Annotated in this window: 16 protein-coding genes and 1 tRNA gene; 10 read left to right on the top strand and 7 right to left on the bottom strand. The window is 70.3% G+C overall.

Translation table 11 applies throughout. The annotated features are described in order from the left end of the window. The first annotated feature begins 71 nt into the window (after positions 1–71). On the top strand, positions 72–1,154 hold the full coding sequence (locus ACWCPW_RS13060; RefSeq protein ID WP_449761635.1) for a D-alanyl-D-alanine carboxypeptidase family protein: 1,083 nt from the start codon (positions 72–74) through the stop codon (positions 1,152–1,154). A 101-nt stretch (positions 1,155–1,255) separates the two neighbouring features. Here ACWCPW_RS13060 and ACWCPW_RS13055 read toward each other — a convergent pair whose 3' ends face one another. The 3 genes from ACWCPW_RS13055 to trpS form a co-directional block, all read right to left on the bottom strand. After that, positions 1,256–2,263 carry a YihY/virulence factor BrkB family protein gene (locus ACWCPW_RS13055; RefSeq protein ID WP_449761634.1) on the bottom strand — a complete coding sequence of 336 codons (1,008 nt, stop codon included), beginning with the start codon at positions 2,261–2,263 and terminating at the stop codon, positions 1,256–1,258. A gap of 75 nt (positions 2,264–2,338) precedes the next feature. Continuing rightward, positions 2,339–2,881 carry a 2'-5' RNA ligase family protein gene (locus ACWCPW_RS13050; RefSeq protein WP_406298259.1) on the bottom strand — a complete coding sequence of 181 codons (543 nt, stop codon included), beginning with the start codon at positions 2,879–2,881 and terminating at the stop codon, positions 2,339–2,341. 10 nt (positions 2,882–2,891) lie between these two features. After that, the gene (gene trpS / locus ACWCPW_RS13045) at positions 2,892–3,920 is read right to left on the bottom strand and encodes a tryptophan--tRNA ligase (protein ID WP_449761633.1); all 1,029 of its coding nucleotides are present in this window, start codon (positions 3,918–3,920) and stop codon (positions 2,892–2,894) included. 352 nt (positions 3,921–4,272) lie between these two features. On the opposite strand from trpS, the gene ACWCPW_RS13040 reads away from it, so the two are divergent. Further along, positions 4,273–5,298 (top strand): dimethylarginine dimethylaminohydrolase family protein, encoded by a 1,026-nt coding sequence (locus ACWCPW_RS13040; protein WP_449761632.1) that lies wholly within the window; start codon positions 4,273–4,275, stop codon positions 5,296–5,298. Between the two features lie 158 nt (positions 5,299–5,456). Further along, positions 5,457–6,725: an ornithine--oxo-acid transaminase gene (rocD, locus tag ACWCPW_RS13035; protein ID WP_449761631.1), complete on the top strand. Its 1,269-nt coding sequence runs from the start codon at positions 5,457–5,459 to the stop codon at positions 6,723–6,725. A gap of 176 nt (positions 6,726–6,901) precedes the next feature. Here the strand turns inward: rocD and ACWCPW_RS13030 are convergent, their stop codons facing one another. Both ACWCPW_RS13030 and ACWCPW_RS13025 read right to left on the bottom strand, forming a co-directional pair. Next, positions 6,902–7,504, bottom strand: a complete 603-nt coding sequence (locus ACWCPW_RS13030) for a TetR/AcrR family transcriptional regulator (protein WP_020554598.1) — start codon at positions 7,502–7,504, stop codon at positions 6,902–6,904. A gap of 58 nt (positions 7,505–7,562) precedes the next feature. Further along, complete coding sequence (locus ACWCPW_RS13025; RefSeq protein ID WP_449761630.1) at positions 7,563–8,531, bottom strand: acyl-CoA desaturase; 969 nt, start codon at positions 8,529–8,531, stop codon at positions 7,563–7,565. A 344-nt stretch (positions 8,532–8,875) separates the two neighbouring features. Here ACWCPW_RS13025 and ACWCPW_RS13020 point away from each other — a divergent pair. The 5 genes from ACWCPW_RS13020 (at position 8,876) to pth (ending at position 13,262) form a co-directional block, all read left to right on the top strand. Continuing rightward, positions 8,876–8,948 (top strand) — tRNA-Gln (locus tag ACWCPW_RS13020). 172 nt (positions 8,949–9,120) lie between these two features. Beyond that, positions 9,121–10,659 carry a bifunctional UDP-N-acetylglucosamine diphosphorylase/glucosamine-1-phosphate N-acetyltransferase GlmU gene (glmU, locus tag ACWCPW_RS13015; protein WP_449761629.1) on the top strand — a complete coding sequence of 513 codons (1,539 nt, stop codon included), beginning with the start codon at positions 9,121–9,123 and terminating at the stop codon, positions 10,657–10,659. Then, the gene (locus ACWCPW_RS13010; RefSeq protein ID WP_406298265.1) at positions 10,656–11,633 is read left to right on the top strand and encodes a ribose-phosphate diphosphokinase; all 978 of its coding nucleotides are present in this window, start codon (positions 10,656–10,658) and stop codon (positions 11,631–11,633) included. The genes glmU and ACWCPW_RS13010 overlap by 4 nt, the downstream gene beginning before the upstream one ends. Before the next feature lie 411 nt (positions 11,634–12,044). Next, a complete protein-coding gene (locus tag ACWCPW_RS13005; RefSeq protein WP_449761628.1) occupies positions 12,045–12,623 on the top strand; it encodes a 50S ribosomal protein L25/general stress protein Ctc in 579 nt (192 codons plus the stop codon). A 42-nt stretch (positions 12,624–12,665) separates the two neighbouring features. Next, positions 12,666–13,262 (top strand): aminoacyl-tRNA hydrolase, encoded by a 597-nt coding sequence (gene pth, locus ACWCPW_RS13000; protein WP_449761627.1) that lies wholly within the window; start codon positions 12,666–12,668, stop codon positions 13,260–13,262. Between the two features lie 69 nt (positions 13,263–13,331). Here the strand turns inward: pth and ACWCPW_RS12995 are convergent, their stop codons facing one another. Together ACWCPW_RS12995 and ACWCPW_RS12990 are read right to left on the bottom strand one after the other, a co-directional pair. After that, entirely contained in the window at positions 13,332–13,817 is a 486-nt protein-coding gene (locus ACWCPW_RS12995; protein WP_449761626.1) for an SUKH-3 domain-containing protein, read from the bottom strand. A gap of 1 nt (position 13,818) precedes the next feature. Continuing rightward, positions 13,819–14,334, bottom strand: coding sequence for a YwqJ-related putative deaminase (locus ACWCPW_RS12990; RefSeq protein ID WP_449761625.1), 516 nt, complete (start codon positions 14,332–14,334; stop codon positions 13,819–13,821). A 288-nt stretch (positions 14,335–14,622) separates the two neighbouring features. On the opposite strand from ACWCPW_RS12990, the gene ACWCPW_RS12985 reads away from it, so the two are divergent. Further along, entirely contained in the window at positions 14,623–15,684 is a 1,062-nt protein-coding gene (locus tag ACWCPW_RS12985) for a Gfo/Idh/MocA family protein (RefSeq protein WP_449761624.1), read from the top strand. Continuing rightward, the gene (locus tag ACWCPW_RS12980) at positions 15,681–16,646 is read left to right on the top strand and encodes an NAD-dependent epimerase/dehydratase family protein (protein WP_449761623.1); all 966 of its coding nucleotides are present in this window, start codon (positions 15,681–15,683) and stop codon (positions 16,644–16,646) included. The genes ACWCPW_RS12985 and ACWCPW_RS12980 overlap by 4 nt, the downstream gene beginning before the upstream one ends. Positions 16,647–16,721: the final 75 nt, after the last annotated feature.

Below are 16,721 nucleotides of genomic sequence, written 5' to 3'. Positions count from 1 at the left end.
TTTTCACGTTGGGTCTTGCCCCGGCCGCTCGGGCCGCCGGGAGCACCCCGGAACCACAACCGCCGTCACCGATGTCCGATCTCGGCGGCCCACGGCTGGCCCAGCCGGGCGTACAGAGCGATCTGCCGCCGGGCGCACCCCCGTTGCCCGCCGTCGAGGGCTGGGCGTGGGTGGTCGCGGACGCGGACAGCGGCAAGATCCTGGCGGCGAAGAATCCGCACTGGAAGCTGCCGCCGGCCAGCACGCTCAAGATGTTGTTCGCCGACACCGTGCTGCCCAAGATCGATCGGAACACCACCTACCAGGTGACGCCCGCCGACCTGCGCAACCTCGGCGAGGGCAGCAGCCTGGTCGGGATAAAGGAGAACGAGACCTACAAGGTCGAGGACCTGTGGCGCGGCGTGTTCCTGCGTTCGGGCAACGACGCGGTGCACGTGTTGTGCGCGATGAACGGCGGCGTGGCCGTGACGGTGCAGCAGATGAACGAGCGGGCCAGGCAACTCCGGGCGGGCGACACGAACGTGGTCTCGCCGGACGGCTACGACGCGCCCGGGCAGGTCTCCAGCGCGTACGACCTCGCGCTGTTCGCCCGCGAGGGGCTCAAGAACAACGACTTCCGCTCCTACGCGAGCACCAGGGTCGCCGACTTCCCGGGCGTGGCGGGGGCCAAGTTCCAGATCCAGAACACCAATACGATGCTCGGCCAGTATCCCGGCATGATCGGCGTCAAGAACGGCTTCACCACCAACGCCGGCAACACGTTCGTCGGCGGTGCGCAGCGCGACGGGAAGACCCTGCTGGTGAGCCTCATGCACGTCGAGGGCAAGGGCAAGACCTACGAGGACACCGGCAAGTTGCTCGACTGGGGCTTCGCCGCGCTGGCCCAGGCGAAGCCGATCGGCGCGCTGGTCGACCCGTTGTCGAGCCCGGGCGACAAGGGTGACAAGAAGGACAAGGACTCGAAGTCGACCGATGCCAAGTCGGGCGATGCCAAGACCACGCAGGCGGCGTCCTCGTCGGACGACGGCGGGTTCGCCTGGGGGCTGTGGGCGGGCATAGGGGTGCCGGCGGCACTCGTGCTGGGGGGCGGCGTGTTGTTCGCCCTTCGGCGGCGCGAGGGGGATTCGGGAGTTCGGTTCGAGGATTTGCCGTAGGTGGTGGTGGCCTGGGTCGGCCTCGAAGGCCTTCCCGGGCCGATAGTGCTCGGTCCGGGAGCAAAGGCGGCCTCGAACGCCTGGCGGGCCGGGCGGTGGGTTCAGGGGCGGTTTCGGGTGAAGCGCTCGAGCAGGATGCCGAGTGCGGCGGTGCCGGCGATCGCCAGGCCGTAGGCGCGGGCCGGGTGCGAGTGCTTCGCGCCGTAGCGGGACAGCTCCAACGGCGGTTCGGCCGCGGCCTTCCCGGCGGCGGCCTCGACGTTCTCCTCGGCCTCCGCGGCCTCTTGCGCGTTGGCCGTCCACGCCGCGCAGAACAGCAGCAGCCGGGTCACGAAGTAGATCCACAGGAGCAGCGCGACCGGCACCCCGAACGCGCCGTACGCGCTCTTGCCCGCGACGCCCGCGATGTACGAGGACATCAGCAGCTTCAGCAGTTCGAAGCCGATCGCGCCGATCAGCGCGCCCTTGAGCGCGACCGACCGGCCCATGGTCAGCCGGGGCATGCCGACCAGCAGATACAGGAACAGCACCACACTCGCGCCGACCGCGACCGCGAACGCGGCGATCTGGAGCAGGATCCGGCCCACCGGCTGGTGTTCGAGCCCGATCGAGTCGGAGACCTCCCGGATCACGATGGTCGCGAACGTGGACGCGCCCACCGACAGCGCGAGCGCCAGCCCCAGGCCGATCAGCACCCCCACGTCGGCGATCTTGCGCACGACCACGTTGCCGGGTTCCTCGTCCACGTCCCAGAGTGCCCGGATGGACGAGCGGGTCGCGTCCACCCACCCGGTCCCCGACACGAGCAGCACCGCGCCGCCGATCGCCCCGACCGCGCCGGCGTTGCGCACCAGCGCGTCCAGGTCGAGCTTGTCCGCGATGCCGGGGATCTGCTCGGAGATCTTGTTCTGCAGGCGCTGGACCTGGGAGGGGTCGAGCGCGGCGGCCACCACCGCCGCCGCCAGCGTGATCAGCGGGAACAGCGACAGGAACCCGTAGTAGGTCACCGCCGCGGCCAGCCGATTGCCCTGCCGGTCGCCGTAACGCGAATACGCCCGCCACGTGGGGCCGATGATCGGGATCCTGCCCAGCCGTTCCTTGATCGCCACGGCTGACTGCTGCCCAACCGACGCCCGGCCCACACGCGACTCCACTCTGTGACGTCCCGCGTGGCCGAGACGGCGTCACACGGGCAGGGGACCTGGCAACGATTGGCCGAACGCGAAGTCACGTTGCGGACGCCACACCCCGTCGGCGCCGTGCTCGTACAGGCTGAAGCCCCAGATCGGGAAGACCGCGTCGTAGTCGACGAGTTCCGCGAAGGCCAGGTCGAGCATATGGTCCGGCAGGTGGTGCGCGATGGTCACGTGCGGGTGGTACGGGAAGTGCAACTCGCGCTCCAGCGGCCCGGACCGCACCGCGGCCTCGATCCGCTCGCACTCCGGGATGCCGCGCGCGACCTGGACGAACACCACCGGCGAGGTGGGCCGGAAGGTACCGGTGCTGCGCAGGTGTATGTCGAACGGGGCCTCGCCGGCGGCGACCGCGCGTAGATGTTCCTCGACCTCGGCCATCGCCTCGTCGGCCACCTCGGTGGGCGGCAGGAGGGTCACGTGGGTCGGGATGGCGTTCGCCAGCGGATCTCCGAACCCGGCGCGGCGAGCCTGGAGCTCGCTGCCGTAGGGCTCGGGGATCGCGATCGATACCCCGATGGTGCGCTTCGCCATGTGTTGCGCCTCAGACTCCCATCCGGCCGGTCACCGGAGGCAGGAAGCCGACACGGTCGTAGGTTCTGGCCAGCGTCTCGGACGCCACCGCGCGGGCCTTCTCGGCACCTCGCGCGAGCAGCACGTCCAACTCGCCCGGGTCGTCCAGGTACGTGCGCACACGCTCCTGGAAGGGCGTCACGAACTCGACGAGCACCTCGGCCACCTCCTTCTTCAGGTCGCCGTAGCCCCTGCCCGCGAATCGCTCCTCCAACGCGGCGATCGAGGTGCCGGACAGCGCCGAGTGGATGGTGAGCAGGTTGGACACGCCCGGCTTGTCGGTCTCGTCGAAGCGCACCTCGGTGCCGGTGTCGGTGACCGCGCTGCGGATCTTCTTGGCGCTGACCTTGGCGTCGTCGAGCAGATTGACGATGCCCTTGGGCGCCGAGGCCGACTTGCTCATCTTGATCGTCGGGTCCTGGAGGTCGACGATCTTGGCTGTCTCCTTGACGATGAACGGCTTGGGGATGACATACGTCTCCCCGAAGGTCGTGTTGAAGCGCTGCGCGACGTCGCGGGTCAGCTCCAGGTGCTGGCGCTGGTCCTCGCCGACCGGGACCGCGTCCGCCTGGTAGAGCAGGATGTCCGCGACCTGGAGCACCGGGTAGGTGAACAGGCCGACCGTGGTGCGGTCGCTGCCCTGCTTCGCGGACTTGTCCTTGAACTGGGTCATCCGCGCGGCCTCGCCGAAGCCGGTCACGCAGTTCATGATCCAGGCGAGCTGCGCGTGCTCGGGCACGTGGCTCTGGACGAACAGGGTGCAGCGCTCGGCGTCGAGGCCGGCCGCGAGCAGTTGTGCGGCCGAGACCCGGGTGCGCTCGCGCAATTCCTTCGGGTCCTGCGGAACCGTGATCGCGTGCAGGTCGACCACACAGTAGAAGGCATCGTGGCTGTCCTGGAGCGGCACCCACTGCCGGATCGCACCCAGGTAGTTGCCCAGGTGGAACGAATCCGCGGTGGGCTGGATTCCGGACAGAACACGGGGACGCGTCGATGCCATGACGTCATTCTCTCAGGCGTGTGAGGCGGATCCGGTCAGGGGAGCCACGCGACCCCCGCGCCGGGCGCACAACAAAGCGCGCGAGCGCCCCGGGGAACACGCAACAATCGTGCGGGAGTGGACAACACAGGCGCCTTTACTCGCCCTTCGGGCGCGACCTAGGCTGTTCAGGGCCGATACAGAGGGTCGTCGACCGCACATCCACGGTGACGACCGGGTGCGGCTCTCGGCCTGCCGCCATGCACCGGCCTGCCGTCCAGCACGGCTACACCGACGGCACGGCACATCGACGTGGGTCGCGGAAATCCCGCGCGCCCGGGTGCCGCCGCCGTCCGCGAGAAGGGGATATCGCGTGCGCCTCACCTCGTGCTGCGGTCGATCGGGCCGCTCCGTCCTGCGGTCGGAGCGCATATCGCCCGGAGTCGAGCGGGGCCGGCTGCCCCGGCAGCGCCGCCGAGGGTTCGTCGCGCCGCGCGCCGCGGAGCCGCGGCACTACGTGATGTGCCCGCCGGTGTTCTTGGACACCCGCACGAGCGCGGCGGCGGTGCCGGGCGCGGAGGCGCTTCGCGGCTCGCGGGGGCCGGTGGTCTCGTCGGAGGCGACCGCGTCGGAGGCGACCGCGTCGGACGCGCGGGTGCCCGCGGGCGAGACCGGGTTCGCGGCGCGGACCACGACCGCGATGGGCCAGTGGGAGCGGTTGCGCGGGACGCTGATCGCGCTGGGGCACCGGGTCAGCCTGGTCGCGGGTCGGCCGGGATTGCCCGGCATGGTGTTCGCCGGGCGGGCCGCGACCGTGGTGGGCGGCCGGGTGCTGGGCGCGCGTCCGCGCTCGGCGGACCGCTCCGCCGAGACGCCGGCCTACCTGGAGTGGTTCGACCGGCACGGATTCGGGGCGGGTCTGGAACCGGTGTTCGCGCACGAGGGCGAGAGCGATTTGATCCCGGCCGGCCCGCGGCTGCTGGCCGCGGCGGGACCGCTCACGGAGCCGGCCGCGCATGCCGAGGCGCAGGCGTTCTTCGGCCTGCCGCTGCTCGCGCTCGAACTCGCCGACCCGCGCTTCACCCGGCTCGGCTCGGCGCTGACCGTGCTCGGCGAGCACACCGCGGCGTACTACCCGGGGGCGTTCACCGCGACCGCGCAGCGCCGACTGGCCCGGGTCTTCCCGGAACGCATCGAGGTCGACGAGGCGGACGCGCTCGCGCTCGGCCTGGACGCGGTCTCCGACGGGCGCAGTGTGGTGCTGGGCGACACGACACCGGCGCTGGCCGCCCGACTCGCGGGCCGGGGATTCCGTACGATCGAACTGGACATGTCGGCATTCGCGGCCCACGGGGCGAGCGTGCGCAGTTGCGTGCTGGAGTTGCGCGCCGGCCGTTGACCACGCGTGCCCGCGGGGTATCCCGTATGTGCCCGCCCGGGTATGTTTCGCACATCTTGCCGTTGTTGCGGGATTTCTTCGTCTTCGTACCGTCCTCCGTCGCCGTATCGATCTCCCCATCGTTCGCGTACCGATCTCCACCGTTGCGAAAGGACGTCATGAGCACGCAGCACTCGCCCGTCCCCACCTCCGAGAACAAGACCGGTGTCGGCCGCCCGGCCGGCCCCGGGGCCGAGAGCACTCGACTGATCGAGCTGGCCGAGGACTTCAGCGCGCACAACTACCACCCGCTGCCGATCGTGATCGCACAGGCGCACGGTGCGTGGATGACCGATGTCGAGGGGCGGCGCTACCTGGACATGCTGGCCGGGTATTCCGCGCTCAACTTCGGGCACGGCAACGCGCGTTTGATCGACGCGGCCAAGCGGCAGTTGGAGCGGGTCACGCTCACCAGCCGGGCGTTCCACAACGACCGGTTCGCGCCGTTCTGCGAGCAGCTCGCGCAGCTTGCCGGCATGGAGATGGTGCTGGTGATGAACACCGGCGCGGAGGCGGTCGAGACCGCGGTCAAGACCGCGCGCAAATGGGGCTACGAGGTCAAGGGCGTGCCGGACGGGCAGGCCAGGATCGTCGTCGCGGCCGGCAACTTCCACGGCCGCACCACCACGATCGTGAGCTTCTCCACGGACGAGGAGGCGCGCCGGCACTTCGGCCCGTACACCCCGGGCTTCGACGTGGTGCCCTACGGCGACACGGAGGCGCTGCGCGCGGCGATCACCGACGACACGGTGGCGGTGCTGATCGAGCCGATCCAGGGCGAGGCGGGTGTGCTGGTCCCGCCGCTCGGCTACCTGGCCGATGTGCGCCGGATCACCCGGGAGCGCGACGTGCTGTTCATCGCGGACGAGATCCAGTCCGGGCTCGGCCGCACCGGCCGCACGTTCGCGTGCGAGCACGAGGCCGTGGTGCCGGACATGTACGTCCTGGGCAAGGCGCTCGGCGGCGGCATCGTGCCGATCTCGGCCGTGGTGTCCTCGCGCGCGGTGCTCGGGGTCTTCGCGCCGGGCGAGCACGGATCGACCTTCGGCGGGAATCCACTGGCCTGCGCGGTGGGCCTGGAGGTGCTGGAGATCCTGCGCTCGGGCGAGTTCCAGCAGCGCTCCGCCGACCTCGGCGACCACCTGCACCGCGAACTCGGCGCGCTGCTCGGCCACTCGGTGATCGCCGTGCGCGGTCGCGGCCTGTGGGCCGGCGTCGACATCGACCCGGCCTTCGGCACCGCCCGCGAGATCTCCCAGGCCTTGATGGACCGCGGCGTCCTGGTCAAGGACACCCACGGCCAGACGATCCGGATCGCCCCGCCGTTGGTCATCTCCGAGGAGGACCTGGAGTGGTCCCTGGAGCAACTGAGGGCGGTGCTGGCCTAGCACGGCGCTCCGGGCGAGGACGGCTCCGGAGCGAGGGCGTCGGGGCCGCCGGCATGTCGGGTCGGCGGCGGATGGATCGGCCGAATCCGCCGTTCCGGCCCGACCGGAACGGTCGGTGACGGCCGTGAGGGGCCGGCCCGCCGGGCCGGCCCCTCACGGGTTCGTCGAGATCGTCCTCACGAGCTGCGGCGGCCGACCAGTCTCGGCTTCGGTTCGATGCCGGAGAGGCCGTTCCAGGCCAGGTTGACCAGGTGCGCGGCCACGTCCGCCTTCTTCGGGCGACGGACGTCGAGCCACCACTGGCCGGTCAGGGCGACCATGCCGACCAGCATCTGGGCGTACATCGGAGCGAGCTTCGGGTCGTAGCCGCGCGACTTGAACTCCAGCCCGAGCACGTCCTCGACCTGCGAGGCGATGTCGCTGATCAGCGACGCGAACGTGCCGGTGGACTGGGCCACCGGCGAGTCCCGGACCAGGATCCGGAAGCCGTCCGTGTTCTGGTCGATGTAGTCGAGGAGGGCGAAGGCGGCCTGCTCCAGCAGTTCCCTGGGGTGCCCGCCGGTCAGTGCGCTCGTCACCATGTCCAACAACGCGCTGGTCTCGCGGTCCACGACGACCGCGTACAGGCCTTCCTTGCCCCCGAAGTGTTCGTAGACCACCGGCTTCGAGACGCCCGCCTTGTGGGCGATCTCCTCGACACTCGTCGCGTCGTAGCCACGCTCCGCGAACAGTGTTCGACCGATGTCGATCAACTGCTCCCGTCGCTCTTTCCCGGTCATGCGCACACGACCGCCGCCGCGCGGTGCACTCCGCCTGCTGCTCTCGGTCACTGCCCCATCATGCCGCGCGGCGTGCCGCGACCCGTTCCCGGTCCGGCCAACGCACGTCCCAGACCCAGCCGAGCTTCTCCATCCAGCGGATCGCTCGGGCGCTGCTGTCGAGCTGGCCACGCAGTACGCCGTGCCGTGCGCTGGTCTGATCCGCGTGGTGCAGGTTGTGCCAGGACTCGCCCATCGAGGGGATCGCCAGCCACCACACGTTGCCCGAGCGGTCGCGCGATTTGAACGGGTGGTCGCCGACCGCGTGGCAGATCGAGTTGATCGACCAGGTCACGTGGTGCAGCAGCCCGACCCGGACCAGCCCGGCCCAGAAGAAGGCGGTCACCGCGCCCTGCCACGACCACGCCCACAGGCCGCCGACCAGCGCCGGAGCCCCCAGAGACACGGCGACCCAGAGCGGGAACTGGCGGGAGACGCGAATCATGTCGCGGTCCTTGAGCAGGTCGGGCGCGTACTTCTCCTGCGAGGTCTGCTCGACGTCGAACAGCCACCCCATGTGCGCCCACCACAGGCCCTTGGCCAGCGCGCCGACGCTGGTGCCGTAGCGCCACGGCGAGTGCGGGTCGCCCTCCTTGTCGGAGAACTTGTGGTGCTTGCGGTGGTCGGCGACCCACCGCACCAGCGGACCCTGCACGGCCATGTTGCCCGCGATCGCGAGCGCGATCCGGACCGGGCGCTTGGCCTTGAACGACCCGTGGGTGAAGTAGCGATGGAACCCGATCGTGATCCCGTGGCCGGTGATGGCGTACATCACCACGCCGATCACCACGTCGTGCCAGGACAGCCCCCAACCCCATGCCGCCGGCACCGCTGCCACCAACGCGAGGAACGGGATGCCGATGAAGAGCGCCAGTGCGATCTGTTCGGCGAAGTGCTTGCGCTCGCCGCCGAGCGTGCCGCGCGGGGCCGCGTCGTCGGCGGGCTTCCGTTCGGCTTCGAGCACGCTGGTGCCGGGGGAAGGGGTCATAGGGATTCCCTCAGGTCGGGGACAGGCGATGCTACGGCGACGTAACCTACGGGGCCGTAAGTTCCGCCAGTATGGCAGGTCATGAGCGGAAAGTGAGGTGTCCGCACGGCCTTCGATTTTTCCGGGCACCTTGGTCAAAACCCTTGTGTCGGACGGCTTCCCGGCCTGGCCGGGAGCATGCGTGAGGCGTCCGGCGGGCTTTTCGGGACCGCCGCGCGGCCGGCTTCCGCGATGTTCGATGGGGTCGGCGGGGGGTTATTCGCGCACGAAGCGTCGAGGGGCCGGCATAGTAGGTGCCGTGAAAACGGGATGAGCCCGCCTGCCAAGCGGAATGCCCGATTCATTCCGCTATGGTGTAACTCGGCAGCACACGGGGTTTTGGTCCCCATGGTCCAGGTTCAAATCCTGGTAGCGGAGCCTTTCGGCAGTGCCGACCGCAGCGGCGCGTGGAGCCTTCTCCCGACGGCGCTATCCTCGTAGGGCCCGGTTTGTTCGGCTCGGCTTCGTCGTGCCGTCATTTCGTTTCTCCGGAGTCGGCCTCCGGAGTCGTCGGGCATCCCCCGCCAGCGATGCCGAGGAGCCTTGCTCTGTGAGCCCCATCCGCCCGGCTGCCGTCGTCGTACTCGCTGCGGGTGAGGGCACCCGCATGCGCTCCAAGACCACACCGAAGGTGTTGCACGCCCTGGCCGGTAGGGCCATGGTCGGGCACGTGGTCGAGGCCGCGCGACGGCTGGATCCCGAAGACCTGATCGTCGTCGTCGGCCACGGTCGCGACCAGGTCGCGAGCTATCTGTCCGAGCTGGACCCGACCGCCCGGGTGGTGGTCCAGGAACAGCAGAACGGCACCGGCCACGCCGTGCGCGTCGCCCTGGACGGGTTCGCCGAGTCCGGCCGGGTGCCGGACGGAGTGGTCCTGGTCACGTGCGGGGACACCCCGCTGCTCACCTCGGACAGCCTGGCCGCGCTGGTCCACACGCACGAGAGCGAGGGCAACGCGGTCACCGTGCTCTCCGCCGTCGTGCCGGACCCGGCGGGCTACGGCCGGATCGTCCGGGAGAACACGCCCGACGGGCGCGGCGCCGTCACCGCGATCGTCGAGCACAAGGACGCCTCCGCCGCCCAGCGCGCGATCACCGAGATCAACTCCGGCGTGTACGCGTTCGACGGCAAGCTGCTGCGCGAGGCGCTCGGCCGGATCACCCCGCACAACAGCCAGGGCGAGGAGTACCTCACCGACACCCTGCACGTGCTGCGCGAGGCCGGACACCGGGTGGGCGCCGCGGCCGCCGTGGACCACCGGGAGATCCTGGGCGTCAACGACCGGGTGCAGCTCGCCGAGGCACGGCGGGTGTTCAACGACCGCCTGCTCGACGCCGCGATGCGCTCCGGCGTGACCGTGATCGACCCCGCGACCACGTGGGTCGACGTGGACGTCACCTTCGAGCCGGACGCCGTGATCCACCCCAACACCCAGCTCCACGGCACCACCAGCGTCGCCGCCGGGGCCGTGGTGGGCCCCAACTGCACGCTGCGCGACACCGTCGTCGGCGAGCGGGCCCACGTGTACAACGCCACCACCGAGGGCGCCGAGATCGGCCCCGAGGCGACCGTGGGTCCGTACACCTACCTGCGGCCGGGCACCCGGCTCGCGGGCGGGGCCAAGGCCGGCGGTTTCGTCGAGATGAAGAACGCCGTGGTGGGCGAGGGATCCAAGGTGCCGCATCTGACCTACGTCGGGGATGCGACCATCGGAGTGGGTACCAACATCGGTGCGGCCACGATCTTCGTGAACTACGACGGAGTGAACAAACACCACACGGTGGTCGGGGACCACGTGCGAGTGGGCAGCGACACCATGCTGGTCGCCCCGATCGAGATCGGCGACGGTGCCTACACGGCCGCCGGATCGGTGATCACAGAAGATGTCCCGCCCGGTGTGATGGCGGTGGCGCGGGGGCGCCAGCGCAACATCGACGGGTGGGTCGCACGCAAACGCGCGGGAACGGCCTCGGCGCAGGCCGCCGAACGCGCGCTCGCGTCGAGCCAGGGCGACGCGGGTGACGTGCACACAACGGCCGGGCCGAACGACGGTTCTGCCGAGGCGAATGGCAAGGAGACGGTGCTGTGAGCGGGATCAAGGTGACGCCTGAGCGCAAGCTCATGCTCTTCACGGGCAGGGCCCACCCCGAACTTGCGAAGGAGGTGGCCTCGGAGCTCGGTGCGGATCTCGTTCCCACCAAGGCCTTCGAGTTCGCCAACGGGGAGATCTACGTACGTTTCGAGGATTCCGTACGAGGTGCCGACGCGTTCGTGATCCAGAGCCACACGGCTCCGATCAACACGTGGATCATGGAACAGCTCATCATGATCGATGCGCTCAAGCGGGCCTCCGCCAAGCGCATCACGGTGATCGTGCCGTTCTACGGCTACGCCCGACAGGACAAGAAGCACCGCGGTCGCGAGCCGATCTCGGCCCGACTGATGGCGGACCTGTTCAAGACCGCCGGCGCCGACCGGCTGATGGCCGTGGACCTGCACACCTCGCAGATCCAGGGCTTCTTCGACGGTCCGGTGGACCACCTGTTCGCGCTGCCGCTGCTGGCCGACCACGTCGGCAAGCGGGTGGACCGCGAGCGGCTCACGGTGGTCTCCCCGGACGCCGGCCGCGTGCGGGTGGCCGACCAGTGGACGGACCGCCTCGGAGCGCCGCTGGCGATCATCCACAAGCGTCGCGACCCCAACATCGCCAACGAGGTCACCGTGCACGAGGTGGTCGGTGACGTCGCCGGCCGTACGTGTGTGCTGGTCGACGACATGATCGACACCGGTGGCACGATCTGCGCCGCCGCCGACGCGCTGTACGAGAACGGCGCCGCCGACGTGATCGTGGCCGCCACCCACGCGGTGCTCTCCGGCCCCGCCGTGGACCGGCTGAAGAACTCGCGGATCAGCGAGGTCATCGTGACCAATTCGCTGCCGATCGAGGAGGAGCGTCAGTTCGACAAGCTGACCGTCCTGTCGATCGCGCCGATGGTCGGCCGGGCGATCCGCGAGGTCTTCGAGGACGGCTCGGTCACCAGCCTCTTCGAGGGCCACAGCTGACCCACGGCACCGTCGACGACGGCCCCCGAAGGGGTCGTCGAGCCGTAACTCACATACGCCGCCCGGTCGTTCGGCCGGGCGGCGTACGTGTGCCCATCTGCTTTTCGAGGTATCTTGCGTCGAATGGGGGGCGCACCATCACTCGATCGAGTGGCGCTCCCCGCGACCCGATTTCGGGGTGACCGAGAAGAGCGGGTAGGCTAACGGGGTTGCCCGGCGAGGGATGCGCGCTACTTGCTCCGTGATCGACGCGGTAGTTGTGTGTCGTGTACTCCTCCAAGGCTTTTGCAGGGGACCCGGTGCCACTCGGGCACCTACGAACCGACTCCGGCCATCACCGTCCGCAGTCGATCCGCACCATGGGGACCCCGCCCCGCCATCCGCCACCGCGTCGTTCGAGGAGTACCCGTCGTGTCCGAGGTCCGTATCGTCGCCGAGCCGCGTTCCGAGTTCGGCAAGGGTGCCGCCCGTCGCGCCCGTCGCGCGGGTAAGGTGCCGGCCGTCCTCTACGGTCACGGCTCCGCTCCGCTCCACCTTGCGCTTCCGGGCCACGAGCTCATGCTCGCGCTCAAGACCCCCAACGTCCTGTTCTCGCTGGACATCGACGGCAAGGCGCAGCTCGCCCTGCCCAAGGACGTCCAGCGTCACCCGATCAAGCGGCACCTCGAGCACGTCGACCTGCTGATCGTCCAAAAGGGCGAGACGGTCACCGTCGAGGTTCCGGTCAGCACCGTCGGCGAGATCGCCCCGGGCGGTCTGCTCGAGACCGTCGTTCCGGCGCTCCCCGTCGAGGCCGACGCCACCGCCCTCCCCGGCACCATCGAGATCGACGTGACCGGCCTTCAGCCGGGCGCCTCGGTGCACGCCAAGGACATCAAGCTGCCGAAGGGCACCGCGCTGGCGGGCGACCCCGAGGCGGTCATCCTGCACATCCTCACCCCGTCGGCTCCGGAGCCGACCGCCGAGGAAGCCGCGGCGGACGAGGCCTGATCCGGTCCGTTGTCGTAGGACGAACGCGGGGACAACAGCATCATGAGTGAGTCGCAGGCCCACGCCGGCACGGAGAACAGTCCGTGGTTGGTCGTGGGCCTCGGCAATCCCGGGCCCGAGTACGCCGGGAATCGCCACAACGTCGGGTTCATGGTCGTCGATCTGCTCGCCGAGCGGGATCGGTCGAAGTTCAAGGCGCACAAGTCGCGCGCGCAGGTGGTGGAGACCCGGATCGGCCCGCACCGGGTGGTGCTGGCCAAGCCGATGTCGTTCATGAACCTGTCCGGCGGTCCGGTGACCGCGCTGCGCGACTTCTACAAGATCCCGGTCGCGAACATCATCGCGGTCCACGACGAGTTGGACGTCGACTTCGGCGTGCTGCGGCTCAAGCGCGGTGGCGGCGACAACGGGCACAACGGCCTGAAGTCGATCACCAAGTCGCTCGGACCCGACTACCTGCGGGTGCGGTTCGGCATCGGTCGTCCGCCCGGGCGGATGGACGTGGCCGCGTTCGTGCTCAAGGACTTCTCCGCGACCGAGCGCAAGGAACTCGCGTTCGAGGTGGACCGCGCGGCCGACGCGTGCGAGGCGCTGGTACGCGAGGGCCTGGAGCGCGCGCAGAATCAGTTCAACACCTGACCCGACGGGTCGCGACGTGTACGAGGGCGGGTTTCCCACGGGGACCCGCCCTCGGGCGTACGGGGCCGGCTACCAGCGTCCGTCGTCGCGGATGCGCACCGGGGCGTGGCCCAGCACCAGCGCGCTGATCGCGGCGTCCATCGACGAGCCGATGAACCACTCGCCGGTGTGGTCCAGGCCGAACACCCGACCGCTCGGGTCGATCGCCAGGTAGCCGCTGCCGCCGTCCTCGTCGCCGAGCGGGGCCAACGGGGTGCCCAGCGCGCGGCCCACGTCGGTGAGTGTGCGCGGCAGGTGCAGGCCCCGGGTGGGGTCGATGGTGAACGGCCGGCGCAGCACGTCCTTGCCCGCGCCGCCGATGGCGAAGTGCAGTGTGCCGAACTCGGCCCAGGCCACCAGCGCCGCCGGGAACACGCTGTGCCGGTGCCCGTCGGGCGACTCGTGGTCGCTGATCTGCCGGGCCCACGCCTCGGCCTGGGTCAGCCGGCGCCGACCCACGGTCCAGCCGGCCCGCTTGAGCTCGTGCACCACGTCGGAGGAGAAGCGCGACGACACGTCAGCCGCTTTCCGTCGAGGCGACGCCGAAGTGCTCGAGCATCGCCGCGCACGACCGACACGGCGGTTGATACGTGTCGTGCTGCGGGTCGCCGTCCTCGCGGATCCGCCGCAGGGTCATCTTGGCCCCCTTGAGCGAGCGCCGCGCCTCCTGCACGGTGAACGGCCGCCGGGCCGCCCGCTTGGTGCGCGCCGCCTCGGCCTCGAAGAGCTGCTCGGACACCAGCTCGACCTCGGGGCAGCGGCCCCGCCAGCGCTCGCGCGACTCGACCGGGAGCGCCGCCAGGAAGTCCCGGACCAGCGGATGCGCCGTCGGCACGGTGTCGCCCTTGGCGCCGGCCCGGGTGTGGATGCGCTTGCCGACGAACAGCGCGGCCGCCACGGCCGGGAGGATGCTCTCGCGGGTCCCTCGCGGGCCGCCGCTCTCGCGCGGCTCGGGATCCGCCGGCTCCAGGTCCGGATCCACTTCCGCCGTACGTTCCTTCGCCAGTGTCGTCGTCGGAGTACCCGCGGCCACGTGGCGTTCCCTTCTCGTTCATGTGCTGCTTCGGTCGGCGCTGCTTGTGTCGAGGTCTCGATCATGCCGGCGCCGGGGTCGGTGACTGTGCGTGCAACAGCGTGCCAAACGTCTCGGTGACCCGTGCAACCGGGACTCCCGCAAGGATCTTCGCAGTTCGGTCCGACCCGCGGATTTCCCGGTTGACCCCCGGCGGAGCGAAACGGGCGCTAGCTTCGTTCGGGTGGGGGTGCCGTGCGGCGGCTGGGCCCGTGCGGCCGGGGGGAGCAGGGGAGTTGACGTTCCGTCATGTCGAATTCCGGGTCTGGGCGCGCCATCGGGCTCGCCGTCATAGGGGCCGGCTACTGGGGGCCCAATCTGGTGCGCAACGCGCAGGCCACGCCGGCCCTGCGGGTGGAGTGGTTGTGCGACCTCGACGAGGCCCGAGCCCGCGCGGTCCTGGGTGAGTACAGCACGGTTCGAGTGAGCACGTCGTACCAGGACGTGCTGGCCGACCCGCGTGTGCGGGCCGTCGCGATCGCGACGCCCGCCGGGACCCACTTCGACCTGGTCGCGGCGGCCCTGGAGGCGGGCAAGCACGTCCTGGTCGAGAAGCCGATCACATCCGAGCACGCGGACGCGGTCAAGCTGGTCGAACTGGCCGAGCGCAACGGGCTGACGCTGATGTGCGACCACACGTTCTGCTACATGCCGGTGGTCCGGCACATCCGCGCACTGATCCACGGCGGCGATCTGGGCGACATCCGCTTCATCGACTCGGTGCGGATCAACCTGGGCCTGGTCCAGCCGGACGTGGACGTGCTGTGGGATCTGGCGCCGCACGACCTGTCGATCCTGGACTTCATCCTGCCGCCCGGCGTAGTGCCGGTGTCGGTGTCCGCGCACGGCGCGGACCCGCTGGGCACCGGCCGGGCCTGTCTGGCCTACCTGGTGGTACGGCTGAACACCGGCGCCATCGCGCACATCCATGTGAACTGGCTCTCGCCGACCAAGGTGCGCACCACCATCATCGGCGGCTCGCTGCGCACCCTGGTGTGGGACGACACCAATCCCACCGCCCGCCTCCAGGTGCACGACAAGGGCATCGATCTCGCCGAGGACGTCGCGCTCAGCCCGGAGGCCCGGCGGGAGAAGCAGATCTCCTACCGGGTGGGCGACGTGGTCTCGCCCGCGCTGCCGGAGCGGGAGGCGCTGCGCGCGGTGATGGCCGAGTTCGCCGAGGCGATCGGCACGTCCCGGCCCGCGCTCACCGACGGCCGCGCGGGTCTGCGCGTCCTGGAATTGCTGGAGGCCGCCACGCGCAGCCTGGAACTGGGCGGCGCCACCGTCGCGCTGGGAGAACTTCGATGAGTGTCGAGATCGCCGGTTCGCGCTGTGTGGTCACCGGTGGGGCCGGGACCATCGGATCCACCATCGTGGACCACCTGTTGGCCGCGGGCGCGGCGAAGGTGGTCGTGCTGGACAACCTGACCCGGGGGCACCGGGGCAACCTGGCCCGGGCGCTCGCCGACGAGCGTGTCGACATGGTCGAGGGCGACATCCGCGATCGGCCGCTGCTCGCCCGCCTGATGCCGGGCACCGACGTGGTGTTCCATCTCGCCGCGATCCGGATCACCCAGTGCGTGGAGGAACCCCGGCTCGCGCTGGAGGTGTTGGTGGACGGCACCTACGACGTCATGGAGGCGGCGGTGGCCGCCGACGTGCGCAAGGTGGTCACCTCCTCCTCCGCGTCGGTCTACGGCCTCGCCGAGGAGTTCCCGACCACCGAGCGGCACCACCCGTACGACAACGACACGCTCTACGGCGCGGCGAAGCTGTTCAACGAGGGCCTGCTGCGCAGCTTCCGGGCGATGTACGGCCTGGACTACGTCGCGTTGCGCTACTTCAACGTCTACGGTCCGCGGATGGACGTGCACGGTCTGTACACCGAGGTGCTGATCCGCTGGATGGAGCGGATCGGCAAGGGGGAACCCCCGTTGATCTTCGGCGACGGCTTGCAGACCATGGACTTCGTGTACACCGAGGACATCGCGCGCGCCAACCTCCTCGCCGCGCGCGCCGATGCGAGCGGTGAGGTGTTCAACATCGCCTCCGGGAGCGAGACTTCGCTGCGCGGACTGGCGGAGCGGCTGCTGGTGGTGATGGGCGCGGACGGGCTCGGGATCGAGTACGGCCCGGCCCGGGCGAGCGGCGGGGTGACCCGACGCCTGGCCGATACCACCAAGGCGGCACGGGAGTTGGGCTTCACCGCCGAGGTGGACATCGACGAGGGGCTGCGCCGACTGGTGGCGTGGTGGCGGGACGCGGTCTGATCCGGCCGGGGCGCCGAGGGGGTTCGGTGCGTACCGGGTGCGGGCGGGCGCGGCTGGGACATGGGTTGGCAGGGC

The organism is Embleya sp. NPDC001921 (assembly GCF_053594475.1).
The sequence above is the reverse complement of the archived record's forward strand: the minus strand, read 5'-3'. Positions and strand labels throughout refer to the sequence as shown.